Here is a 25,112-nt window from a genome sequence, read left to right on the forward strand (position 1 = left end):
ATTCTCCTTTTGTGAAACCACCGCCATGAAAAATCGATTCAGGACGCTCTCCACCTTTGCCAAAGACGGCCGCATTCCGCTGAACTTCAAGCTCTCCGACGTCAAGGCCATGGCGATCGTCGGTGTCGACGTGGTCGCGCTGATGAAGGATGGCAGCCGAGTGCTGTTGCCCGGCCTGGCAGTGAAGATCCTGGAGCGCCCCTCGCCCGAATTGCAGTTCGATGACCAATCGCTGTCGGGTGCGGAGCTGTTCTCCAAGGTGGATATCGACAGCACCGCGCTCAAGGACGCCGCCGAGGCGCTGCAGGTGCCGATCTCCGAACCCACGACGCAAGAGACGCTCGGCTTCGCCGAGGAGGCGGCGGCCGTGCCGTCGGACAGCGCGCAGGGCGCGCCCAAGGAGGATGGCAAAGGCACGGGGGAACCCTTGGCCTGGTACCAGGAGTACGGCTGGATGTTCGGCGTGGTCGGCCTCGTTGGCCTGGCGCTGGGGCTGTCCAGCCAGAAGGGCAAGAGCAAGGGCAAGGAAGAAGACAGGCCGGCCGCGCCGGCGCCCGCGCCAGACGCCGGGGAGCAGCCGGAGGCTGGCGGGAGCACGCCGTCGCCGACGCCGGACCCTGACGGCGACACGCCGGCAAAGCCGGCCGTCACGGTCACGGGGGGCCTCGCGGCCGGGGTGTTCAACCATGCGCAGACGCTGTCGATTTCGCTGTACGACGGCCAGGGGCAGTCGCTGGGCGAGGGCGACCTGGTGCTGGGACCCGGCGGCCAGGTGCTGTCCTACCGCGCCGAACTGCCATCCGACTATGTCGGCCTGGTGCGCGTGGTGGTGTCCGACAAGGCGCGCGACGGCCAGGGCTATATCGATGAATATCGCCAGGCCTTGGCGCTGGCCCAGGGGATGACGGCGGAGCAGGCGGCGCAATTCGCCGCGACGGATTTCCCCACGCTGAGCGCAATCGGCTACCGCGCCGAGGGGCAGACCGAACTGTCGATCTCGGTGACGCCGCTGACCGAACTCGTCACGCGCCTGGTGGGCGCGCCGGCCGATCCCTCCGCGCCGCTGGACGGGGTGTCGGCCGAGCAGGTCAACGCGATGGCGGCCGCGGTGACCAAGCTCATGTCGCAGTTCACCAGCGATGCGCAGCTCGTCGACATCCTGGGGCCGGTGGTGGCCATCAATGCCGACACGTTCGCGCAGGCGTCGGTCGCGGCGCAGGCTTATGGCAAGGTGCTGGCGGCCCTGGCCGGCATGGATTCGGTGTCGGGCGCGCTGGGCAACACCCTGCAGCTTCTGGCCGGCGGCCTGGCGCCGGATGCCGATGGCGCCTTGCGGATCGCGCCGACGATCGAGGGCGCGGTCCTGCTGGCGGCCATGCAGGAAGCCAATGTGCTGCTCGGCAGGCTGGTCGATCCCGCCCTGTTCGATACCTTCACGTTGCCGCAGATGCCCTGGGCGTCCGTGGCGGCGACGTTCACGGACGCGGAGGCGTCGCCCCTCCCCGCGCTCGATGCGCTGGGCAAGGATGCGCAGCCGTCGGTGACGGTGTCATGGACCGGCAGCGCCGACCGCATCAGCGCCGGCCAGCGCGTCGAGCTGCATCTGCTCGATGGCCGCACCATCCTGTCGCGCGTGTTGACGGCGGAGGACGTGGCCGCCGGCAGCGTGGTGCTGCGGGCCGGGGACTACGGCGAGAACACATTGGGCGAGGACGGCGCCAAGCGCTTGTTCGCTGCAATCGTCGACGACCAGGGCGAGTTGATCGCCGGATCCGACCTGCGGACCTATGGGTTGGTCAGCGTGGAGGTCGATGAGATCACCGGCCTGAGCGCCGATACCGGCGTTTCGCCCAGCGACTTCATCACCAATCAGCCGGTGCAGGCCGTGTCCGGCCACTATCTCGGCACGTTGGGGCCCAACACCCATATCGAGGTGTCGGCCGATGGCGGCAAGACCTGGGTGGAGGCCGAGGCGACGCCCGCCGCTGATGGCGCGAGCGGCGGCACCTGGGTCTCCGGCTTCCTGCGGCTGGACGGCGAAGGCGAGGACGCGCGGCTGCTGACGCGTGTGGCGGTGTCTGGTGTCGACGGCGAGCAGCCGTTGACGCTGCCCGGCGCCTCGCATGCATTCGTGCTGGACGTCACGCCGCCGGACGCCCGCGTGGCTTCCATCGACAGCATCAGCACGCCGTTCGCGGGCGCGGTGCTGCCGGGCGGCTTCCTGTTCACGCAGCCGGCGCAGACGATCCGCGGCAAGGTGCTTGGCACGGTGACCAGTGACGACCGGATCATGGTGTCGATCGACGGCGGCGCCACGTGGACCGTGGGCGAGCTGTCGGCCGACGGCGCGTCATGGAGCGTCGCGGTGGGATTCTCCAGGTACGGCGCGGGCGACATCCTGGCGCGCATCAGCGACGTGGCCGGCAACACGACGGAAACCGTGTCGCACCCGTACCAGTACACCGAGCCCACGCTGGTCGGCATACAGCCGACCCAGGCCGCGCAGATCGTCATGGTGGCCGACGACGTCGGCGATCCATCCACCGATCCCTACGATTTCGTGGGCGCGCTCAGTTCCAACATGAGCACCGACGATCGGCGGCCTTCCTTCAGCGGCACGCTCAGCGCGGCGCTGGAAGGCGACCAGGTGCTGGTGCTGGCCGATAGCCTGAACGGCGGAGCCGAACGCTTGCTGGGTTACGCCAACGTGGCGCCGGCCGGCGAGGGGCAATTGCCGCAATGGTCCTTCACGCCGGTGTCGGACATGGCGTTTGGCAGCCATCACGTCGTGGTCAAGGTGTTCTCGCCGGGCCTGGATGCGTACGCGCCGGTCTATCCCGAGGGCGTCGATGCCGATGCGCCGGACGCAACGTCCAACTGGGGCTCCTGGGACGTCAACGTGCAGTCGCTGTCGTTCGACGGCGTGATCGTTCCGGGCGTGACCGAAGTCAACCTGTTGGAGACCACGAGTCCCGTGACGGACTACACCCAGCCTATCCTGACGGGCGCGCTGGGCAGCCTGCCCGCGCCAGGCGAGTACGTGGCCATCTACGACGCCCTCAATGGCGGCGCGCCGACACTGGTGGGCAAGGCGGACGTCACGCCTGCCAGCGAAGGCTCGGGAGCGACGTGGCGCTACGAATTCCCCGCTGACGGCGAACTGAGGGATGGCGTCCACCGGCTGCGCGCCGTGGTCGAGCGCGCCGGGCCGGAGGATGGGGCGCCACAGGCCCTGCTCAGCGCGGCTCCGCCTGCCGTCATCGTAAGCACCGAGCTGCCCGAGCAGCAGGTGGTGATCGACCAGGTCATGGATGACGTGGGCGTCTACACGGGCCTGATCGTCAGCGGCGCTTCCACCGACGACACGCAACCTTCGCTGTCCGGGACGCTGTCAGGCCCGTTGCTCGCCGGACAACGCCTGCAAGTCCGCGTGGAGGACGTCAACAATCCCGGCCGGTCCTTCTCCTACCAGCCGCAGATCGATGAAACGGGCCTGGCCTGGTCGCTGCGGATCGATCCCCCGCTGGCCGAGGGCAACTATCGCCTGATGGCGGGCGTGGTGAACGGCGGCGACGCCATGGGACCGCGGCATGCCGAATTCGATCTGCGTATCAACAGCCTGACCTTCAGCGAGCTGGATGACGCCGCCGGCCCCATCAGGGGCAATGTGTTCGACGGCGACGGTCCGTTCCTGACCGACGACCATGCGCCGGTGCTGCGCGGCCAACTGGGCACCGCGCTGGGAGAGGGCGAGGCGTTGCAGATCGTGGCGGCGCAAGCAGGGAAGGAGACGGTGCTGGGCCAAGCTTCGCTGATCGAGCGCCCGCAGGGCGGATTCACCTGGCAACTGGAGCTGGGCGGGTCGCAAGGCGGCGCGGGTGAGTTGCCGGAAGGGCATTCCACCTTGTCGGTGCGAGTGCTGGACACGGCCAGCGGGCAGATTCGTCTGGCGGTGGACCGGGAAATTGACTTCGATGATGGCACGCCCACGGGGGTCGTCAACATCACTGAGGTTCGTGACCAGATTCCCGGCAACAGCGGCTTCGTCGGCGCGCTGGCTCCCGGTCAGAGCACCGATGATCGCCGGCCGCTGATCTCGGGCGTGCTGCTGGAGGGGAATACGCTGCCGGCATCGCGCGCGGTGCAGATCGTAGACTCCGTGAGACAGCCCGATGGCAGGGTGGTCGAGAACGTACTGGGCCTGGCCACGCTCAATGCCGACGCCGCCGACGGCAGTTGGCGCTTCACGCCGCCCGGAGGCCTGGAACTGGGTGACCATACGTTCTCGGCCCGGATCGTCAACCGGGCCAACGGGCAATTGGGACCGGTGGGCCAGACATTCACCGCCAGGGAAAGCCAACTGACCATCAACGCGGTCCAGGACAGTGTCGGTGCGCTGCAGGGCAATCTGCTGGATGCGAAGCTGTTCGCCCAGCCGCCCTTCACCGACGACGTGCGCCCGCAGTTGTCGGGCAGGCTGGGCATGCCGCTGGGGCCGAATGAGCGCGTCGCGGTCTATGATTCGGTCGATGGCACCGCTGCGGTCCTGCTGGGCGTGGCGACCGTGGCGGACACCACCTGGAGCTTCCAGCCAACCGCGGGTTTGAGCAACGGCGCGCACGGGTTCCAGGTCAGGGTGGAGCGGATCGTCGCCGGTGCAAGGCCTCAGGTCCTGCTGTCGGATTCGACGGTTCCCATCACGATCGACGCCGTCGCCCAGCCGGTGACGGCGGTGGTGCTGACGGTGAACGTAACCGATCGCGTGGGCGCCGATGGCTCGCAGGTGGGGCCGGTCGGCTTTCGCGCCAGCACCGACGACCGGAGGCCGGTCGTCAGCGGCACTCTGAGCGAGGCGGTGGGGGCGAGCCAGCAAGTGCAGGTGTTCCTGTCGCGCGAGGACGGCGCCATGCGCCGCCTGGGCGCGGCAACCCTGAACGGCGTCAACTGGACCTACACCCTGACCGAAGCATTGCCGGATGGGCTCGCGACGCTTCACGCGCGAGTGGTGGCGGTCAATTCGGGGCTGACCAGCAATACGCTGGCGACCTCGGTGAACGTGAACAGCATCCAGGTGTCCGAAGTGGTCGAACCGACCACGGGTGTCAATGTGCTGGGCCGGGATGGCCATGGCACCGCCGACAACCAAGTGACGCTGCGTGGCCAGCTCGGGGCGCCGCTGCTGCTGCCGTCGGAGCGGGTGACGATCTACGTGAAGGGCGAGGGCGCCGCCCTGTTCACGCCGGTTGGCGTGGCGAAGTTCGAGGCGAACGGCACCGACTGGACTTTCAGCCTGCCGCAAAGCAATGGCGCGCCGCGAGTCTGGCAGGAGGGACGCTACGAGGTGTCGGCGCGTATCGAGGATGCCTCCACGCGCGCGGTGCGGGCGGTGACGAAGGTGGGCTTCACGGTCGACACCCAGGTTCCCCAGGAACACGCGGAAATCGTCGGCTACGAAGACCACGCCGGGCCGCTGCAGGCCCTGTTGACCCAGGCGGGCGTCAGCACCGATGACACTCGCGGCATCGTGCGCGGCAAGCTCGACAAACCGATCAACGCCGATACCCGCCGCGTGGTGTTGTATGACCGTATCGACGGTCAGATGGTGCGGCTGGGAGAAGCCTTGGCCACGGACACCGAGTGGACTTTCCAGAACCGGGAACCGCTTGGGGCTGGTGTCCATACGTTCCTGGCGCGAGTCGAGAATATCGTACTGGGCAAGGAGGGCGATGCCTCGTCGGAATTCACCATCCATGTGCAACAGGTAACCCTGGACTCCATCGCGGATCCGGCGCACCTGGACCAGAACATCCTGCTGCCCGGGGTCGATGGCGCCTCGAAACAGGGGAAGTTCGTTTTTGGCGGTCACCTGGGCGCGCCGCTGGGAGAGGGCGAAGTCCTCAAGCTGGTTATCGACGATGCGCCTCGCGATGGCCATGTCACGTTCGATCAGGCCAGCCTGACGTGGTCGGGCACGCTGGCCGATGACGAAGTCCTCGGGGATGGCGCCCATGTCATCGCGGTCCAGGTCACGGACCATGACGGCGCCGAACTGCGGGCGGTGTCGGCATCGCATACGGTCTACATCGACGGTGGCGCGCCCACCGAGACCGCGACGATCAGCCAGGCCCGCGACATATACGGGGCGGGATCCTCATTCACGGGCGCCAACGCCACCGGGGTGCCGTCCGACGACGCGCTGCCACAGCTCAAGGGCAGTGTTTCCGCGCGGCTGGCCGGGGGGCTGAGCGTGGCGGTGTACGGCCGCTTGCCCGGGCAGGCCGATCAGGTCCTCCTGGGCTATGCCACCGTGGATGCGAATGCCGAATGGACGTTCCAGGTCGACCGGGAGCTTCCCTTTGGCGACACGGTATTCAATGCCCGCGTGGTCAACCGGGCGGATCCTCAGGCCCTGCAAGGCCCGCTTTCGTCGGACTTCGTCGTGCACCAGCAGTCCGTGAGCATCACGGCGCTGATCGATGACCAGGGGGATGTCCGCGGAGATCTGTTCGCGCTTGAATCCCTCGGGGCAAACGGACGCCCGGTCCTCATGCGCACCGACGACGCGCGTCCGACCTTGAAGGGCCATCTGGCCCAGCCGCTCGGCAGTGGCGAGGTGCTGGCGATCTTCCGAGGCAGCAACAGGCTCGGCGAGGCCCAGATGGACGCCGACGGAGTGTCGTGGTCCTTCACGCCGCAGGCGGACGTGGAGGCGGGCAGCCAGCGCTTCAGCGCCGTGCTGCTGACGTCCGACGGGGTGTCGCGCATGTCGGCGCAAACCCCGGAAATCACGGTGTCGACGCTGCGGCCGGGTCATGCGGTGGCCATCACGTCGGTGCTGGATTCGAACAATCTGCTGGGTACGTGGGACCGGACCGCGCGCGGGCAGGAGGTGCCGCGGCGCGAGGTGGTGACGACGGCGGTGCTCGACGATACGCGTCCGCGCTTGTCGGGCACTTTGGGGCAGGCGCTGAACGCCTTCGAGGTGCTGCGGGTCTACGCCGAGCATGACGGTGTTGTCCAACTGCTGGGCACGGCCAATACCGACGGCCTGACCTGGTCGTTGCGGCCGCCGGTATCGCTGCCGGCCGGCGCAAGCCATATTTACGCGGCCATCGAGAACAGAGGGGATAGCTTCGGCGCGGTGCGGTCGGATACGGTCGATGTCAACGTGCTGTCGCTCTCGCCGATATCGGTGCAGGACCTGTCGGCGCAGGGCGCTGTCGAAACGCTGCGTCCGATCCTGCGGGCCAGGGTGAATACGGATAGAACGCAGGGACTGTCGGTGCGCGTGCTGGTCGATGGTGACGCGGCAGGCGAGGCGTCCGTCGGCGCGGACGGCGCGTGGACGTTCCAACTGCGCGCGGACCTGGCGACGGGCATGCACCGGGTCGAATACGTGTTGCTCGATGGCGGCGTGCCGGTCGAGGCGGTACGGAGCCTGGCGCCCGTTAATGTCATGGTGAGCGGCGCCGACGCGCCCGCGTTCGGCGTCACCTTGACGACAGGCGCCGAGCCCATCTTCACCGACCGCGGCTTGACGATGCTGACCGGCACCACCACCGAGGCGGTGACGCCGGGCATGGGCGTCATGGTGTCCATCGACGGCAAGGACGTGGGGTTGGCCGGGTTCGATGCCTCGGGTACCAATTGGTCCTACACGCTGTGGGCGCAGTCGCCGGGCGCCCACCAGGTGGCTGTCAGACCGGTCAATCTGGCGACGCTGGCGCCGGCCCCGGACAGCGAGGCGCGGACCACCGTCTACCAGAATGCGATCACGATCGACGCGCCTGACAACGCGCAGCTCCTGGCGGACGGCGGACTGGTGGCGTTGATCGGCAGCGGCGACCTGATGTTGTCCGGCCACCTGGCGAGCGAGTTGCCGGCCGGGACCACGCTGCAGGTACGGCGCGATGGCGTGGCATTGGGAAGCGCGACGCTGGAAGGCAAGAAATGGAGCTATGCGCTGACGTCTTCCGATCAGTTGGCGGGGGATCATCAGTACAGCGTGGTGGCGCTGCCAGCGGGCGTGGATGCCGGGGATGCCAGCGTGGCGCCCGCGTTGTCGGCGCAGACGGCGTTGACGCTGGTGGCGGCCGGAAGCGGGCCGAGTCCGGATCTGTTCGCGTCGATCACGGGGCTGATCGACGGCCAGCGGCCGGGCCAGTTGAGCGCCAATTCCACCATCGAGGGCCAGATCGCGACATTGCGCGGCACCGTCAGCACCGCTTTGGGTGGACAGGATCAGATCGTGGTCTACGGACAACCGCAGGACGGCGAGCGGCAGCGGCTGGGCGTGGCCCGGATGTTGACCGACACGACCTGGGAGTTCCGGATAGGCGAGGCCCTGCCGTCGGGCTCCTACACGCTGAGCGCGATTCCCGAGAACCGGTTGACGGGGATCGGCAACGACATCGCCGCGGCGATAGCCAATTTCCAGGTCCAGCATCTCACCATCACCGAGCTGAACGACCAGACGGGGGCCTTGCAGGGCAACCTGCTGGATCAAGATCCAGGCTCGCGCCTGACCGACGAGGCCACTCCGCTCATCAAAGGCACATTGAGCGCGCCGCTGGCCGAGTTCGGGCAACGCCTGCGCGTGTCGGATACCTTCAATGGCGCCACCTCCGAGCTGGGCCAGGCCGTGATCGACAGGGCCGACCCGCTGAAATGGTCCTTCCGGCCGGATGCGCCGCTGCTGGACGGCCGGCACGTCCTGTCGGTGGAAGTGGTGGGGGCCACCACCGCCATTGCCGAGACCGGGGACAGCGTGTCCTTCCGCAAGGACAGCAGCACGCCCGCCCAGACCGTGTCGATCGTGACCGTGCGCGACGATGACGGCCCGGTCGTGGGCAATGTGCCGATGGGTGGGGACATCGACTTCCGGCGTCCGCTGGTTTCCGGCAGGCTCAGCGCGGCGTTGTCGAACGCGCAGGTGTTGCGCCTCTGGCAGGATGACGGCCAGGGCAACGTCAGTTACCTGGGTGAGGCCACGGTCACCGGAACCAATTGGCAATGGCGCAGCGACGTGGACATGGCGCTCGGCACCGTCAATCTGTTCGCGACAGTGGACAACGCGGCGCGGGCGGGTACCACCTATACCGCGCAGGATAGCGCGATCCATGGCAGGCCTTCGCCCACCTTCAGCTTCCACCTGCAAGGGCTGGAGGGCATCGAGGTCAAGGACGCCAAGGGCGTCGTGGTGGGGCAGAACACCAGCGAGCGGCAGTTCACGATCAGCGGAGCGCTGGCCGCGCCGCTGGCCGATGGCGAGTACGTGGAAGTCCGCGACGGCGCCCAGCTCCTGGGACGCGCCAGTGTTCAAGAGCAGCAGTGGCATTTCGACATCGAGGTGCCGCTGGGCAATGGCCAGCACGACTTCAAGATCTCGATCGGCGGCGCCGGCAACAGCCCCACGACGCCGTTGGTGTTCGAGACGCTGGCCGTCAACGTGCATGACGCCGCGCCGGACCCCTTGCAGGCGGGGTTGATCGAGGCCGTGATCGCCCTGTCGACCGGGCAGGTGCTGTCGGCCGACAGCCGTTTCGACACGCTTGCGGCGCAAAGTGTCCGGCCTGGCCAGAGCCTGGATGGCAAGCGGGTCGGGATCTTCGGCACGCTGGCGCGGGAGCCGCGCGCCGGCGACCTGGTGCAGGTCTTCGACAACGACGTGCTGCTGGGCGCAGCCGCGGTTGTCGGCACGCGCTGGCGTTTCAACGCGCCGCCCTTGTCCGAGGGCGAACACACGTTCTCGCTGCGCATCAACGAGCAGCCGGTGCCCGCGCCGGATCCGGTGCATGCCGCAGCCTATCCGGTCGTGGTGCTGGGTGACGACGCCATCCGCATCGATGCGCTCGCCAGCCGCGTGGATCCGGCGCAAGCCTTGAACGGATCGTTGTCTCACGGCTTGGGACGGGACGAGGTCCTGGGCGTGTACCGCACGCTGAACGGCGAAACCGTGCGGCTGGGCGATGCCACGGTACAGGGCGCCGCGGACAAGGACGGCCGCTTCGCGTGGTCGTTCACCCCTGCCGCGGGCATGGGGCTGGGCGTGGGCGCACAGACCCTGACCGTGCAGGTCGAGGGGCCGACGCACACGCGCGTTGCCGCGGCGCAGGCGCTGCCCGTGCTCATCGACGAGGCTGCCATTGCGACAGCGGCGACGATATTGTCCGTGTCGACGCCCCAAGCCAGCGGATTGTCCGGCGTGGAGTCTGGCGCGACGATCGCCAGCGCCGCGCTGGTGGTGAGCGGGGCGCTGGACCGCGGTCTGCTGGGCAGCGAGCGGGTCGTCCTGTATGACGGCGATACCCGGATGGGCTACGCCAGCGTCCATGCCAATGGCCGCAACTGGACCTACGTGTCGCCAGGGCTGAACAATGGCTCGCACACGTTGACCGTGGCGGTGGAGAACGAACCGGGCGTCAAGGGGGCAACCTCGCAGCCGTTCGCGTTGACCATCGCCGCCCCTGCGCCGGGCCAGGTCGTCACGCCGGTCAGCGTTCAGAACGGCGACGCGGCGCTGGGCAGCGCGGTGCAGCTCGATACCGGCGGGTTCTCGGTATTCGCGTGGAATATGGGGAGTGCGCAGGCGACCAATATCAACAACATCTGGGCGACTTCCACGGCCAATCCCGCTGGCCAGGGGCAGTTGCCGGAGCTTAACTTCAGGGGGTACAACAGCGCGCTGCTGCCGGGTGTGCCGTATGCCACCATCGCCAACTACGTTGGCAGCGGCTGGTTCCACGTCAGCCCCGAACAGGCCGGCATCTGGACATTCCGATCGCCGGTGGTGGACGATTTCGAGATCGTCAGCGTCGATGGCGACCGGGTGATGGTCGGCCGCGAGTATCTGCGAAATGGCATCCAAGGCGACGTCAGCCTGGATGCGGGCTGGCACTACCTGCGGGTCGATACCGGCAATACCGGCGGGGTGGGGTCTTGGGTGATGCAATGGCGCCGCCCAGGCGAATCCGAGTTCAGCGTGATCCGCGACGTGCAAACCGGTCCGACCGAGCAGGGCGTGGCCCTGGGGGCGAAGGACACGGCGCACCACGTGAAGCTGGACTATACGTTGAGCGCGCCCCTGGGCAAGGACGAGACGTTGCAGGTGGTGGACTTGACGGCGCATCGAACGGCAGAGGGGCTGCGCGTGCAGTTCTGGAACCTGCCCCAAGATGCCAACCGCAGCTTCCCGGACGCATTGGCGTTGACCGCGACCGTGGCGCCGGTGGTGTCCCGCATGGCCGACAACCTGCCCTACGATTGGCGGCACGCGTTCGACAGCGGCGTGACCATGTCCGACGCTTCGCTGATCGGGCGGGCGACGGGTTGGTTCCATGTCGCACAGGCGGAGGCCGGCACCTGGCTGATCCGCAGCACGACCCGGGACGATCAGGTTCAGCTCAAAATCGACGGCTACACCCTGCTGTCGCCCGACAGGGGAATGCCCCACGGGCAGTATGCCTCCCTGCACCTGGAGGCGGGATGGCACTACCTGGATTCCACGCTGTTCCAGCAGGGGGTCCTGAGAGATGACTGGCACGTCAGCGTCATCAAGCCTGGAGAGACCGCCTTCGCGCCGCTGACCGGATTCGCGCAGTTCGAGTCCGCCGTGTTGGGCAACGCGGTCAACGAGGCCGGGGACCCCACCGCCTTCTCCTTCCAGGCCCAGGTCGACGATGGCCAGAGTCATACCTTGTTGGCGACCGTGACCCCGGCCGGCGCGGACGGGCCGGTGTCCGACCCGATGACGCATGGCGAGCCCGGCATGGTGTTCCTGGCCAATGGCGCCTTCGGCATCGTCGACAAGAAAGTCGAGGTCACGGGCGACGGGCAGTTGGTCGATTTCGCGCGCAGCCACGGCACGATCAACGCGGTGGATCTGGACGCCGACAAGGCGGCCCATGAGCAGGGCAACACCCTGGTCATGGACTCTACCGATGTGCGGCTGATGTCGGATGTCGGGTCGGCCATGTCCCTGAGCAACGACGGCTTGTTGAACGGCGCGTTCCGCCAGTTGGTGGTACAGGGAGGCGAGCACGATGTGCTGCAGTTCGGCCAACTGGGTGGCGCGCGGTTCTGGACGGAAAGCGGCCAGATCAAAGGGAACGACGGAGCCGATTACACGGTGTTCACCGAATCCTCACTGGCGCTGCAGGTGATCGTGGACACCCACGTCGCGCTTGCGCTGGACAGCGCGCTGCATTCCAGCGCCCATCCGGTCATCTGAGAGGGTTGTGATGCAAAGTCAATCTTCGTCAAACATCAACTACTGGCCGGGCTTCGTGGACGCCTTCTCCAACCTGGTGCTGGCGCTGGTCTTCGTGATCGTGATCCTGGCCATGTCGCTGGGGATGTTCAGCGGCATCATGGCCAAGATGGCGATCCAGCGGGCGCTGGTCGAGCAGCGCCTGGATGAATCGCGGGCGGCCTCGGCCTCGCTGGCGGGGGATGGCACGGGCGGAGCGTCGGCGGGCGGCAAGGATCCCGCCGCGCGGGCTGTCGCGCAGCCGCAGGCGCGCGACGGGGGCGATCAGGCGCAGGACGCACATGCGGAGGAGGCGATGGATGCCTCCGATAGCGCCGACGATGTAAAGGCGCAGGCCTCGCCGCCCGCGCAGCCGGCATCGGCGCCGCCTGGCAACGACCCGCGGCCTGAACAGACGGCGGAGGCAGGCGGTGACGCGCCGGGCATGCCGGCCGCCGTTCACGCCGAGCCCGCTTCCAGCGCCGATGTCGGAGCCGTGTCCGGTGGGCGCGAAGGCGCGGCGCGGGACGATGCCTCCCCCAGGCGGGAGGCGCAGGCAAGCGCTGCCGCCGCCAGGGAGGAGGATGCCCTGGAGCATGCGACCTTGCGCCGCGAGAACGATGCCCTGCGGCAGGAACTGGCTGCCTTGCGCAAGAAGCAGGCTGCGCTGGAACATGGGGCGGGGAACGGGGCGGGTCGCAACGAGGCGGGAGCGGGCAAACAGAAACCGGTCGACAAGTTCGGGCCGACGATGCCGCAGGAAGACCGCCGTTTCCGCCAGCAGATCGAGGACGACCTGCAACGCACGCTCAAGGAGTTCGAGGCGCGGCGCGACAGCGGCGCCAGCATCGACGTGGTGATCTATGTGCCGAATTACGCGCTCACCGAAAACAAGCGCACGGCTTTGTTCTATCTCATTTCTATCAAGGACTATTTGATGAAGCGGAAAGTGGCGCCCGGGCAGATCCGGATGCACATGACCCCGGCGCCCGCCGGGCAGAAAGACATGACGGTCTCCATGTCCGTCGAGCCTTGAGGAGCCGATCATGATTCGTTTCCGATCAATACGCTGGCAAGTGGCGAAGGTGCTGTCGCCGCTGATCTGCGCGGCGGTTGCGTCAGCCATCTGGCCGGACCTGATCAAGCTGGCGCTGGGATCAGGCCATGCCATCACCTTCGTGATCCTGACGGGTATCGCGGTGGGCACCCTGCTCATCGTCAACCAGAGCCTGCGGATCAACACGCGATGGGATGCCCTGAGGCGATTCATCGCCGAGGTCGAGGGCCAGGGCAAGGACTGGCGCACGCTGCCTTATGTCAAGACCACCCTGGGCAAGGTGCTGCTGCGCCAGGAAACGCTGGCGCTGGGGCAGGAGGCCCTGGAAAAGGACGTACAGGACCTGCGGGTGCGCGTCTATCAGGCCCAGATATTGCCGGATTTCCTGGTCGGCCTGATGGTGGCGCTGGGCCTGGTCGGCACGTTCATCGGCCTGATCTATACGCTGGGCGATGTCGGCGGGATGCTGGCGGAACTCAACACGAACTCCGTCGATGGGTCCCAGGTCGAGCAGGTCTTCGGGCGCCTGGTGGCGCAGTTGCAGAGTCCGCTGACCGCCATGGGCACGGCCTTCGCGGCATCGCTCTTCGGCCTGGTGGGCTCGATCCTGCTGGGCCTGATGATGGTGCTGCTGCGGGGGCAGATCGAGGATTACATCCGCGCCGTCCGCAAGTTCATGCTGGAGTGCCTGGACGTTCGCAACCAGCGCCTGAGCATCATGCCTGGCGACGTGGTGAACGAGCAGATGCTGGCGCGCCAGGTGCACCACCTGGGCGAACTGGTCGAGCGGCTGGCGCAGCGCCAGGCCGAGACGCTGCAGTCGCACGAGGCCTTGCAGCGGCAATTGGCGCAGGCGCGCGAACGCGACGAGCGTGTGCAGGCGCAGATCGAGGCGCGCTTCGAGCAGATCGGCGACTGGCAGGACGCGGCGATCGCGCAGGTGAACACCGTCAAGGCGCGCTCGGACTCGATCGACGAGGCGCTGACGCTGCTGATCGAGCGCGGTGGCGCCGTGGTCGGCGCGGTACGGGCGTTGGCGGATGCGTCAACCGAGGAGTCGGCCGAGCTGCGCCGCGCCGCCGGCGTGCTGGCGGAGCTGGGCGACGCCCAGAAGGCGCAGAGCCAGGTGCTGGATCAATGCGCGCAGGGGCTGGCCCAGGCGCCGCGGATACTGGAAACGCTGCAGGCCTGGAATCAGGCGGTGAATGCGCACCAGGATGCGCGCCTGCAGGGGTTCGAGACGCAGTTGCAGATGATCCGGGCGTTGCTGGAGCGCAGCCCGGTCGGCGGCGCCTGATTGCCGGCGCGTCCACGCCGCCTGGGGCGGCGTGGATCAGAGCGGCAGCAGCGCCGTTGCCTCGATTTCCACCAGCATGCCATCCAACGCCAGCCGCGGCACCGGGATCAGGGTGCAGGCAGGCGCCAGGTGCACGCCCCAGCGTGACTTGATCTCGTTTGAGAAGAGCGCCAGGCGCTCCTGGCTGTGGTCGACCACCAGCACGGTCAGCTTGGCGACGTCGAACAGGGTGGCGCCAGCCGCCTGCAGGGCGGTCTGGACGTTGTCCAGCGCCTGGCGCACCTGGGCCAGGAAGTCGGGCGACAGCTCGCCCCGGGTGTTTTCGCCGCCCTGGCCGGCGGCGAACACCAGCCGGGCGGGCGTGTCGGCCACGGCGACGTGCGAGTAGCCATTGGGGCGGGGGTCGTACAGGCCGGGCGGGTTGATGAAGGCGAGCGAGGACAGGGCTGGGGTGATGCGGGACGACATGCGAAGGCTCCGTGGACAAGCGTATTGACGAAGCCGCAGTATCAAACCTCAACCGTGGTTGAGGTCAAGGCGGCGGCCGCCGCCATCACTTGTCGGCCGGGCCGACGGATCAGGACAAGGTGCGCGGCGGCATCGCCGACAGGTCGGCCAGGCTCAGGCCGCAGCCCCGGGCGCGCTCGGCCAGGGTGGCGCTTTGTTCCAGCGCCCGCTTGCTTTCGAGCAGCAGCACGTCGAGCTGTTCGTCCAGCGATGACGCCATGGCCCAGGCCCGCTCGGTGAATTCGACGGAGAAGGCGTCGACACAGGCCTTGCAGATGGCCGTGCCGTTCCGTTCCAGCAGCGGGGCGCCTTGCGCCAGCGTCGAGAGGCAAAAATGACAGGCGAGGGCGCGGCTCATGCGGGGGGGCTCGTGGTCGGGGGAAGGCCGGCCGCAGGGGGAGCGGGGCCTGACCTTCTGGACAACGGCCGATCGGGCGCAGTCTTAAATCGGCGCGTCCGCGTTACCGACCCTTTCAGTTCACGTAGGCGGGGCTCAATGGCGCGGAGATGGCCTGGGGCGTGACGTCGATCACCGTCCCGGCCGGCAGCTTGAAGAATGCGGCGGTGGCCGCCAGGCGCTTGGCCTGTTCCTCCAGTGACGAGGCCGCCGCCGCCGCTTCCTCGACCAGGGCGGCGTTCTGCTGGGTGACGTCGTCCATCTGCGTCACGGCGCCGTTGATCTGGTCGATGCCGACGGACTGCTCGGTCGAGGCCTCGGTGATTTCCGCCATGATCTGGGTGACGCGCTGCACCGACGCCACGATTTCCTGCATGGTGTCGCCGGCGGCGCGGACCTGGTCGGCGCCGCTTTCGACGTTGCTGGAGGACTGTTCGATCAGGTCCTTCACTTCGCGGGCGGCCTGGGCGCTGCGCTGGGCCAGCGTGCGCACCTCGCCGGCGACCACCGCGAAGCCCTTGCCCTGCTCGCCGGCGCGGGCGGCCTCGACCGCCGCGTTCAGGGCCAGGATGTTGGTCTGGAAGGCGATGCCGTCGATCACCGACACGATCTCCGAGATGCGGCGCGAGCTTTCCGAGATGCGGGCCATGGTCTGGACCACCTGGCCGACCGCCTCGCCGCCGCGCAGGGCGATGGCGCGGCTCTCGGCCGCCAGGGTGTTGGCCTGGTGCGCGTGCTCGGTGTTCTGCTTGACGGCCGTGGCCAATTCTTCCATGGACGCGGCGGTCTCTTCCAGCGACGCGGCCTGTTCCTCGGTGCGGGCCGACAGGTTGGTGTTGCCCGAGGCGATTTCGGCCGCGCCGGTGTTGATCTCGGTGACGCTGCGGCGCACTTCGCTGACGGTGCGGGTCAGGCTCTCCTGCATGCGCTTGAGCGCCGTGAACAGCACGCCGATCTCATTCTTGGAATTGACCGTGACGCGCTGGGTCAGGTCGCCGGAGGCGATGCGGTCGAAATGCACCGCGGCGTCCCTGAGCGGTTGCAGCACCTGGCGGCCGATGAAGCGCCAGCAGCCCAGCGCCAGCGCGGCGGCCAGCGCCAGCATGATGATGGTGGACAGCTCGGCCCGTTCGTAGCGCAGGTCGGACGCGGTATTGATCTCGGCGCTGCGGCGTTCGGTGTGCGCCAGGAAGGCGGTCACGCGTTCGGCGAAGCGGGCGTCGGCGCCGCGGGTGTCCACCACGGCGGCGGCATAGCCATCGGCGGATTGTTTCTGCAGCGCCTGCTCCAGCGCTTCGATGCTGCGCACATAGGCGGTGAAGACGGTGTCCAGTTCGCTGGCCAGCTTCAGGCCGGCCTCGGTGCTCTTGGGCACGCGCTGGTAGATGGCGAAGTGCTTGCGCGCTTCCTGCAGGTACTGCGTGGCCTGGTCGACGCTGCCCTGGGCCTGGCTGCCCTTGCCGGACACGATGTCCAGGTAGGCGGCGACCAGCATCAGCCGGCTGCGCAGCAGCAGCGTCTGCGTTTCGTACAGCGGCCGGGTCTGCTCGGCGGCGACCGAGTTCAGGTCGTCCACCGCGACGTCGGCGTCCCGCGCATAGATCCAGCCCATGCTTGTGGCCGTTGTCAGCGCCAGGAGGAAGATGGCCATCACGGCCAGCAGGCCGGTGCGTATCTTCAGGTTCTTAAGCATGGTGGGGGGCTCCTGTGTCTGTCTTGGGGCTGACCCGTCAAAGCGTGGTCGCGGAAAATCCGGCAGACTGTAAATTTGAATTACAAATTTAACAATTGATCATTTTTCATCCCGGCATTCTGCTTTTGGCAACGCTGCGGTACGGCCTGGCTTTCCCGCGCGTTGGCGGGCGTCGCGGCAGGGTCAGAACAGTTGAGGGGCGTCGCTGCGGATGAAGCGCAGGAAGCGGTGCGCGGCGTCCGACAGGGGGCGCGAGGCGTGCGTCTGGAACTGCAGTTGGCCGGCGTTGAGCAGCGCGTCGTTGATGGGCCGGCAGATCAGCCGCCCGCTTTCGAGGTGCTCGACGGCGGTCAGGCGGGCGCACAGGGTGACCGCGTCGCTGGCCAGGACGTAGTGGTAGGCCGCGCCCGGCAGATTCGAAGTGAAGGCCGGTGACAGCGTGACGTTGTACAGGCTGCAGGCCATGTCCAGCACCTGCCGCAAGGCGCTGCCGCCATCCGGCAGCGCCAGCGGATAGGCCGAAAGCTGCGTGATGTGCAGCGATTCGCAGGCGGCCAGCGGGTGGCCGGGGCGCATCACCGCGACGATCTCGGCGGGATGCGAATAGATCACGGCGATGTCCTTTTCCGCCGTGTGGCTGTAGGTGACGCCGATGTCGGCCTGCGCCGAGCGGACCCGCTCGGACACCAGGCCGGCGTCGAGGATGTGCAGCTTGAAGCGGATGGTCGGGTGTTCGGCCTGGAAGGCGGCGAACTTGCGCGGCAGGGCGTAGGCGGCGAAGCCGGGCGCGCCGGCGATCTTCACGGTCTGGGTGTAGCGGCCGTTCTGGCCATCGATTTCGGCATAGGTGCGGGCGGCATCCGCCTCGACGCGGCGCGCGTGGTCGGCCAGGATGCGGCCGACTTCGGTGACCCGCATGCCCTTCGGGTGGCGTTCGAACAATTGGTTGTGCAGGCGTTGCTCCAGGCCGGCGATCTGGCGGCTGACGGCCGAGCTGACGACATTGAGCCGCGCGGCGGCGCCATTGACGGACCCTGTGTCGACGACAGTGAGAAAGTAACGAAGCGCGGTGCTGTCGAATTGGAATCGCTTCATTGATGTGCGTGCCGTAAATCTCAATGTCGAGTCCGGGCGGCTGGCAACCGCTATGAACGGCGCGGGAGGCGGCGGTCCTTGGGATGGCCGCGCGCCGTGCCGTCTTGTGAACGCCACGGCCAACGGCGTCGGACCACGCAAGCGAGGGTGGGTTGCGCCGCGGAAAGAGCGCTTTCCGGGAGCCCGGCGCGCTGCAATGCCAGCCCCGGGGCCTGTGGGCCAGGCGATTGGGCCAGTGGTGGAATTTATTCCAGCAACACCTTTTGCCACAATCGCAAATTTATCAATATTGCATTCTAATTTCGGCAATAAGCCCTGGCACAGCGATTTACGGCCCTGCGCAGGCCCCAGACGCAAAAAAAGCGCGCCCGAAGGCGCGCTTGAAAGCAGCGTGCAAGCGTTGTGGCGCGTCAGTCGATCACGAAGCCGCCGGGGCCGGCCTGGCCGAGCAATTCGCGCGCGCACTGCACCGCTTCATGCGGCGTGGCCACGGCCAGGAACGGCATGCCGAAGGCGCGCGCCATCTTTTCGCCGCGTTTGCGGATCTTGTCGAGCGCGTCGGCGTCGCGTTCGACGGCGATGAACGCGCGGCAGCGGGCCTTCAGCCGCGGCATGTTGGCGGTCTGCCAGTCGATCATCGCCTTGCGGTCGCCGTGGCTGGCCTCGGTGCGCATGTCGGGCACCACCATGACGAAGGTCTCGGGGTTGTCGACCAGCATCTCCATCTCGCGGATCCAACTGGCGGAATAGCCGGCCGGGGCGCCGCCGTGCTTGGCGGTGACGATGGGGAAGTGGGATAGGTCGTGGAAGAAAAACTGGTCGCGGTTCATTCGAATTCTCCGATGGAAAGGGCGGGCGCGGCCTTGCGGCAGCCGCAGCCGCCGTAAAGCACCAGGCTGTAGGAGTCCAGCGCGAAACCGCGTTGCCTGGCGATATCACGCACCAGTTGCGCCATTTCGGGGTCGCTGGACTCCAGGATCCGGCCGCAATGGCGGCAGACCAGGTGGTCGTGGTGTCCCTTGTCATTCAACTCGTACACGGTGCAGTGCGAGTCGAGCTGAGTTCGTTTGAGCAGTCCGGCGTCTTCGAGTTGCGTGATGACGCGATAAACCGTGGCCAGGCCGATGCTGCTGTGTTCCGAGATGAGGTTGCGGTAGATGTCCGCCGCGCTCATGTGCTGGTCCGCGTGCTGGTGGAAGATGTCCAGGATCTTCAGGCGCGGGAAGGTGGCTTTGATGCCGGCCACGCGCAGGCGGGTATGGTCCATGTAGATTCTCCATGCCGGGGGCGATGCCCGAATGATGAGAATGATGTACATTTTCAAGTGGCCCCGCTAACGGAATTCCGTCAACCTGTAGCTCAAATCTGCCAACCATGCGCGTGACCGTGGTCCACAACGCCTTGCCCGATGTCCTGCTGACCCCGTTCAGCATGCGGCATCCGCGCGCATCCAAGGGGCTGTCGGTGCCCGACCACGTGCACAACGAGGGCATGCTGGTGCTGGTGCATGAGGGTCTGGTGATGGTGCAGTCGGGCGCCGAGGTCTGGACGGTGCTGCCGGGCAGCCTGGGCTGGATTCCGCCCGGGGTCTCGCACGCGGCGCGCTGGTTCGGCGAGGCGCGCGGTTCGTTCCTGTACGTGCGGCCCGACGCCTGCGCCCGGCTGCCGGATCATTGCCGCTCGTGGCCGTCTTCGCGCCTGATCGACGCGCTGATGGAGCGCTTTACCACCAGTGCGCCCGGCGAGCTGTCCGAGGCCTATCTCGAACAACTGTTCGAGGTGTTGCTGGTCGAGGTCAAGCAGCGCGAGCATGCCCCGGTGCTGCTGCCGATGCCGGACGATCCGCGCCTGCAGGACCTGGCCCACACCCTGCTGGGCACGCCCGAAGACCCCTCCGGCATCGACGAATGGGCGCAGCGGCTGAACATGTCGACGCGCACCCTGATGCGCCGCTTCCGCCAGGAAACCGGCGTCACGCTGGGCCAGTGGCGCCAGCAGGCGCGCCTGTTGCGCGGGCTGGAAATGCTGTGCCGCGGCGGCTCGGTCACCGAAGCCGCGCTGTCGGTCGGCTACGAGAGCACCAGCGCCTTCATCGGCAGCTTCCGCGCCGCCTTCGGCATGACGCCCACGCGCTACCTCGCCGGCCGGGAGTAAGCCGCCAGGCAGGGGGAGCCGTCGCGCCGCTGGCTGCCGTCCAGCCCTGGCCAGCCTTTACGGATCTTCACTTTTTCCCGACAGATTTGCGGATCTTCGCGGATGCCCTTTGCCTACCATGGCGGCAGGGTAGGACAGGTCTTCTCGTCCTGCCCGCCATGCATCAAGGGTGTTCCATGACTTGCCAACCTTTCCTCGCTTTCCCGCCGGCCGGGAGCGCCGGCGCCGTCGCGGCTCCGACGGCTGTCCTCGCCTTCGCCCACGTCCTGGCGCGCCTGCTGGCGGCCACGCGCGCCGCCTGGCAGCTCGACGCCGCCGCCGGGAGCACGCCGTGACGACCCCGCGTACCGGCGCGCTGCTGATCCACGGCCTGGGCGGCACGGAATTCGACATGGGCTCGCTTCACAAGGTGCTGGCGCGCGCCGGGGTGCAAACCCATGGCGTCACGCTGCCTGGGCACGCGGGGCGGCCCGAGGACCTGCTGGACGTGCGGGTCGAGGACTGGATGGACGTCGTCACCCGGCGCTATCGCGAGCTGTGCGAGCAGTACGAGGTGGTGCACGTCATCGGCATGTGCCTGGGCGCCCTGCTGGCGGTCGAACTGTGCAAGCGCGAGTCGCACACCCGCGGCGCGCTGGTGTCGCTGTCGGCGCCGGTTTTCCTGGATGGCTGGAGCACGCCCTGGTACCGCGGCCTGCGCTATCTGCTGTATCACGTGCCGGGTGTGCCGCGACGCATCCGGGTCGAGGAAGAAGACCCCTACGGCGTCAAGAGCGAACTGGTGCGGGCCTTCATCAAGGCGGGCTTTGCGCGCGGCGACGGCTTTCACTACCAATGGGTGCCGCTGGCCTGCGTGCGCCAGGTCGATCGCCTGCGCGGCATGGTCAAGCGCGGCCTGGAGCGGATGCGCTGCCCGACGCTGGTGATGCACGCAGTCGAGGATGAGCTGACCAGCCCGCGGTCGGCGCGGCTGCTGGGGGCGCGCATTCCCGGCGCGTCGGTGGTGCTGCTGCAGGACAGCTATCACATGATCTGCGTCGATCACGAGCGCGAGCGCGTGATGCAGAACGTCCTGAGTTTCCTGGGCAAGGACCCGGGCATCGTGCGCGTGCGGCGTCGCGACAATGCGCCGCGGCTCGCGCGGGGGCAGGAGGCGCAGGCGGGCGCAGAGGGCATGCTGGTCGCCGCCCGCTAGGGCGGCAGGCGAATCAGGCCGCGGCCGGCTGGTCGGGCTGGTTGGGGTGCGACGGGCCTTGGGGATCGTTTTCCGCGTCGGGCCGCGGCGGCACCGCGGGCAGGCCCAGCGCCAGCCGCAGTCGCTGGCAGTCGGGATTGGGCGAGCCGTCGGGCATCCAGATGTCGAACTCGCGGCAGGGCGTCGGGCGGTTCTCGTAGATGGCGCAGTGGATGCCGGGTCGGCCCAGTTCGCCGCGCAGCGAGATGCAGCGGCCGCCGCCCATTTCAGTGCCCTTCATGCAGGCGCGCAGCGGGCTCATCTGCGTCACGAGGTCGAGCGGCACCTGGCCGCCGTTTTCGCCGGCCAGCTCGCCGATATAGAACGACACCCGGAAATGCGAGCAACAGGCGCCGCAGTCCAGACAGGGATTGGTGGCGGGGTTGCTGTCGCCGGCCAGCAGGGCGGGCGACACCAGGGTCAGGGCGGCTGTCTCGAGCAGGGACATGGCGGGGATCCGAAAGCCTGTCCGGTCCCGGCATGACGCAAAACGGGCTTGCATGCCGCAAGCCCGCCTGGCCGATCCGGGACGCGCTCGGGCACGGCCGGCGCGGGATCAGGGTGGGAAATAGTAGCTGGATTCGGCTTGCGGCCGCTACGACTTTTTTTGGGGACGTTGCTGCGGTAGCATCGGAAACCCGATAGCCGCCAGGACCCTTTCCCATGACCGCCAACTCCGACTTTTCCGACGGCCTCGCCCGTTGCGCCTGGGTCGACACGTCCGCCGAATACATGGCGTACCACGACAACGAATGGGGCCGCCCGCAAGGCGACGACCGCGCCCTGTTCGAGCAATTGTGCCTGGAAGGATTCCAGTCGGGCCTGAGCTGGCGCACCATCCTGAACAAGCGCGAGGCCTTCCGGCGCGGCTTTGCCGCGTTCGAGCCGGCCAAGGTCGCGCGGTTTGGCGAAAAGCAGGTGCTGGCGCTGCTGGCCGACGCCGGCATCGTGCGCCATCGCGGCAAGATCGAAGCCGTCATCAACAACGCCCAGCGGGCGCTGGAGATGATCCAGCGCGAAGGGTCGCTGGGGGCGTTCTTCTGGCGTTTCGAGGCGCCGCCGGGATCCCCGTCCACGCGCGGCGCGTCGACCTCGGCGCAATCCGAGGCCTTGTCCAAGGCCCTCAAGAAGCTGGGGTGGAAGTTCGTTGGCCCGACCACGGTGTATGCCTTCATGCAGTCGGTCGGCATGGTCAACGACCATCATCCCGACTGCCACTGCCACGGTCTCAGCGAGCAGGCGCGCAAGGCGTTCCGGCGGCCGGCGAACCGGCGGCCGGCGTAAGGTGGCTGGCGTAAGGTGGCTGGTCCAAGGCGGCCGACACAAGGGGGGCTGGCACGAGGCGGCCCGTTGGCTAGGCGCCTGTGCATAACGTGGCGGCGGGCCGGCACGCATCGCCGGTCTCCTGCGGCGCCTATCCGGCAGCGGCCGGCGCCTTTGCATCCTGCGCCACGGCGGCCGCGCCCGGGATGCAGTAGCGCCCTTCGCGGTAGGCCCAACTGGGCCAAAGCGCGTGCGCCAGCGCCTCGTCGGCCAGCGCCGGGTCCAGCGGCGCCGGGGCATAGTCTTCCGGCGCGGTGTAGCGGTACTGCACCGGGGTCTTGTTCGGCGCCAGCACCAGCAGGTCGTTTTCCTTCAGGTAGCCATAGGTGTTGTCGTACTGCATGATGGCGCGGCCCGGCGTGCTGCGGGTCAGGTCATGGCCGAGCATCGGGTGTTCGGTATCGACGCCGATCAGCGACAGCAGCGTCGGCGCCAGGTCGATCTGGCTGATCAGGCGGTCGTCGCGCCGCGGTTCGATGCCGGCGCCCAGGATCACGGCGGGAATATGGAAGTGGCGCACCGGCACCAGGCTGGCGCCGAACACGCGCGAGTCGTGGTCGGCGGCGATCAGGAAGACCGTGTTTTCCCAGTACGGTGCCGCCTTGGCGCGTTCAAAGAAGCGGCCCAGGGCCCAGTCGGCGTAGCGCACGGTGTTCTCCACCGTGGCCGGGTTGCCTTCGGTCTGAATGCGGCCCGCCGGGTATTCCCAGGGCGAATGGTTCGAGACGCTGAAGGCCAGCGTGAAGGTGGGCTGGTCGCCGTCCTCGCGCAGCAGCCGGTCGAGCTGGTTGAACATGTCCTCATCGGACGCGCCCCAGGTGCCGACGAAGGCGGGATCGACAAAGTCCTCGCGGTCGACGATCTGGCGAAAGCCGTTGCCCAGGAAGAAGCCCTTCATGTTGTCGAAGTGCGATTCGCCGCCGTAGATGAAGCGCGAGTGGTAGTCGTGGCGGCCCAGCAGGTCGGCCAGCGAGAAGAAGCCGCGTTGCGAGCGCGGCAGCTTGAGCACGGCCTGCGCCGGCGTGGGCAGGAAGCCGGTCACCACCGCCTCCAGGCCGCGCACCGAGCGCGTGCCGGTGGCGTAGGCGCGGGTGAAGGTCCAGGCGTCGCGCGCCAGCGCGTCCAGTTCGGGCGTCAGATCCATGCCGCCCAGGCCGGCGCTGTACTGCGCGCCCAGGCTCTCTTCCAGAATGATGACCAGGTTGAGCGGCCGCGCGGTCTTGCGGCTGGCGGGCTGGCGATGCAGGCTGGGGTATTCCGCGTTGGCCGGCGGATAGGGCAGGCCAGCCCGCGTCAGTACGCGGCGCTGCATGTCATCGTCGTCCATGCCGCCGTACACAGCCGAGGCCGACTTTTCGTTTTTCATGCTGTAGACGGCGTAGAACACGTTATAGAGCGAGTTCAGGGCCAGGGTGTTGAGCATGCCGTCGGAACTGTAGGCCACCGACGACGGGTTGATCGGCCGGTGGCCGAGGGTGCCGCGGATCGCCAGGATCACCACCGCCAGGAGCGCCAGGCTGGCCAGCGGCATCTGCCACCAGGCCAGTTGCGCGTCGGGCTCGGCGTGGCCGAACAGCGCATAGCCGCCCCAGCCGATCAGCCCGAGGGCGCCAAAGCCGCCCAGCAGCGCGCCCTTGTAGCCGCGCCACAGCATGCCCGAGACTTCGCGCGGGTGCTTCAGGTATTCGACGAACAACCGGTTGGGACGGGTGTCGTATTCGAGAATGAAGGGCGGCGTGGCGACTTCCAGGAACGCCAGCAGGATGAACGCGACCAGATACCAGATGCCGGCGGCGGTGGCGGCGAACGGCAGGTGGCCGAGCCACGGCGACAGCACGATCGGCAGCGCGCCCAGCACGCCGATCTGGTGCGCGTCGATGCGCAGCCCGCCCAGCAGCAGGGGAGCCAGGCCGCCGGCGTTGCGCACGCGCTGCCATTGCCAGGCGGCCAGGGCCAGGCGGCTGAGGGTCAGTAGCGCGAAGGCCGCCACCACGAAAATCAAGCTCGAATGCCGCATCGGGCCTCCAGGTAATACTACTGCGCCGCCGCCAGGACGGTTGCCGGTCGATCGCCGCGCATTTGAACAGGGCGGGCGTCAAAAAAACGGT

Annotated in this window: 15 protein-coding genes; 7 read left to right on the plus strand and 8 right to left on the minus strand. The window is 67.9% G+C overall.

The genetic code is table 11. From position 1 onward, the window contains the following. Positions 1-25 precede the first annotated feature (25 nt). From AAID08_RS04240 to AAID08_RS04250, 3 genes are read left to right on the plus strand one after another with little or no spacing between them, the layout of a single operon-like run. Positions 26-12,229, plus strand: a complete 12,204-nt coding sequence (locus AAID08_RS04240; RefSeq protein WP_395757380.1) for a hypothetical protein — start codon at positions 26-28, stop codon at positions 12,227-12,229. A gap of 10 nt (positions 12,230-12,239) precedes the next feature. Then, the gene (locus AAID08_RS04245; RefSeq protein ID WP_175142028.1) at positions 12,240-13,283 is read left to right on the plus strand and encodes a hypothetical protein; all 1,044 of its coding nucleotides are present in this window, start codon (positions 12,240-12,242) and stop codon (positions 13,281-13,283) included. Between the two features lie 10 nt (positions 13,284-13,293). Continuing rightward, a complete protein-coding gene (locus tag AAID08_RS04250; protein ID WP_054501889.1) occupies positions 13,294-14,601 on the plus strand; it encodes a hypothetical protein in 1,308 nt (435 codons plus the stop codon). Positions 14,602-14,637: 36 nt separating this feature from the next. Here the strand turns inward: AAID08_RS04250 and AAID08_RS04255 are convergent, their stop codons facing one another. The 6 genes from AAID08_RS04255 to AAID08_RS04280 form a co-directional block, all read right to left on the minus strand. Then, a complete protein-coding gene (locus tag AAID08_RS04255; RefSeq protein ID WP_054501888.1) occupies positions 14,638-15,069 on the minus strand; it encodes a RidA family protein in 432 nt (143 codons plus the stop codon). 109 nt (positions 15,070-15,178) lie between these two features. After that, on the minus strand, positions 15,179-15,466 hold the full coding sequence (locus AAID08_RS04260; RefSeq protein WP_054501887.1) for a hypothetical protein: 288 nt from the start codon (positions 15,464-15,466) through the stop codon (positions 15,179-15,181). Between the two features lie 115 nt (positions 15,467-15,581). Continuing rightward, the gene (locus AAID08_RS04265; RefSeq protein ID WP_116792249.1) at positions 15,582-17,198 is read right to left on the minus strand and encodes a methyl-accepting chemotaxis protein; all 1,617 of its coding nucleotides are present in this window, start codon (positions 17,196-17,198) and stop codon (positions 15,582-15,584) included. 183 nt (positions 17,199-17,381) lie between these two features. Next, a complete protein-coding gene (locus AAID08_RS04270) occupies positions 17,382-18,293 on the minus strand; it encodes a LysR family transcriptional regulator (RefSeq protein ID WP_064526510.1) in 912 nt (303 codons plus the stop codon). Between the two features lie 410 nt (positions 18,294-18,703). Then, complete coding sequence (locus tag AAID08_RS04275; protein WP_054501884.1) at positions 18,704-19,123, minus strand: hypothetical protein; 420 nt, start codon at positions 19,121-19,123, stop codon at positions 18,704-18,706. Beyond that, positions 19,120-19,560, minus strand: a complete 441-nt coding sequence (locus tag AAID08_RS04280; RefSeq protein WP_054501883.1) for a Fur family transcriptional regulator — start codon at positions 19,558-19,560, stop codon at positions 19,120-19,122. Before AAID08_RS04280 ends, AAID08_RS04275 begins: the two co-directional genes overlap by 4 nt. Before the next feature lie 107 nt (positions 19,561-19,667). On the opposite strand from AAID08_RS04280, the gene AAID08_RS04285 reads away from it, so the two are divergent. The 3 genes from AAID08_RS04285 (at position 19,668) to AAID08_RS04295 (ending at position 21,642) form a co-directional block, all read left to right on the plus strand. Continuing rightward, positions 19,668-20,447, plus strand: coding sequence for an AraC family transcriptional regulator (locus AAID08_RS04285; protein ID WP_395757381.1), 780 nt, complete (start codon positions 19,668-19,670; stop codon positions 20,445-20,447). Positions 20,448-20,623: 176 nt separating this feature from the next. After that, positions 20,624-20,782 (plus strand): hypothetical protein, encoded by a 159-nt coding sequence (locus AAID08_RS04290; protein WP_395757382.1) that lies wholly within the window; start codon positions 20,624-20,626, stop codon positions 20,780-20,782. Beyond that, positions 20,779-21,642: a carboxylesterase gene (locus tag AAID08_RS04295; protein ID WP_054501882.1), complete on the plus strand. Its 864-nt coding sequence runs from the start codon at positions 20,779-20,781 to the stop codon at positions 21,640-21,642. Before AAID08_RS04290 ends, AAID08_RS04295 begins: the two co-directional genes overlap by 4 nt. A 13-nt stretch (positions 21,643-21,655) precedes the next feature. On the opposite strand, the gene AAID08_RS04300 is transcribed toward AAID08_RS04295, so the two are convergent. After that, entirely contained in the window at positions 21,656-22,129 is a 474-nt protein-coding gene (locus AAID08_RS04300; protein WP_054501881.1) for a YkgJ family cysteine cluster protein, read from the minus strand. A gap of 215 nt (positions 22,130-22,344) precedes the next feature. On the opposite strand from AAID08_RS04300, the gene AAID08_RS04305 reads away from it, so the two are divergent. Next, entirely contained in the window at positions 22,345-22,965 is a 621-nt protein-coding gene (locus AAID08_RS04305) for a DNA-3-methyladenine glycosylase I (protein WP_064526507.1), read from the plus strand. A gap of 130 nt (positions 22,966-23,095) precedes the next feature. Here the strand turns inward: AAID08_RS04305 and AAID08_RS04310 are convergent, their stop codons facing one another. Further along, complete coding sequence (locus AAID08_RS04310) at positions 23,096-25,021, minus strand: LTA synthase family protein (protein WP_054501879.1); 1,926 nt, start codon at positions 25,019-25,021, stop codon at positions 23,096-23,098. Between the last annotated feature and the right edge of the window lie 91 nt (positions 25,022-25,112).

It is taken from the genome of Achromobacter sp. EB05 (assembly GCF_044232075.1).
GTDB lineage: Bacteria > Pseudomonadota > Gammaproteobacteria > Burkholderiales > Burkholderiaceae_B > Achromobacter > Achromobacter dolens.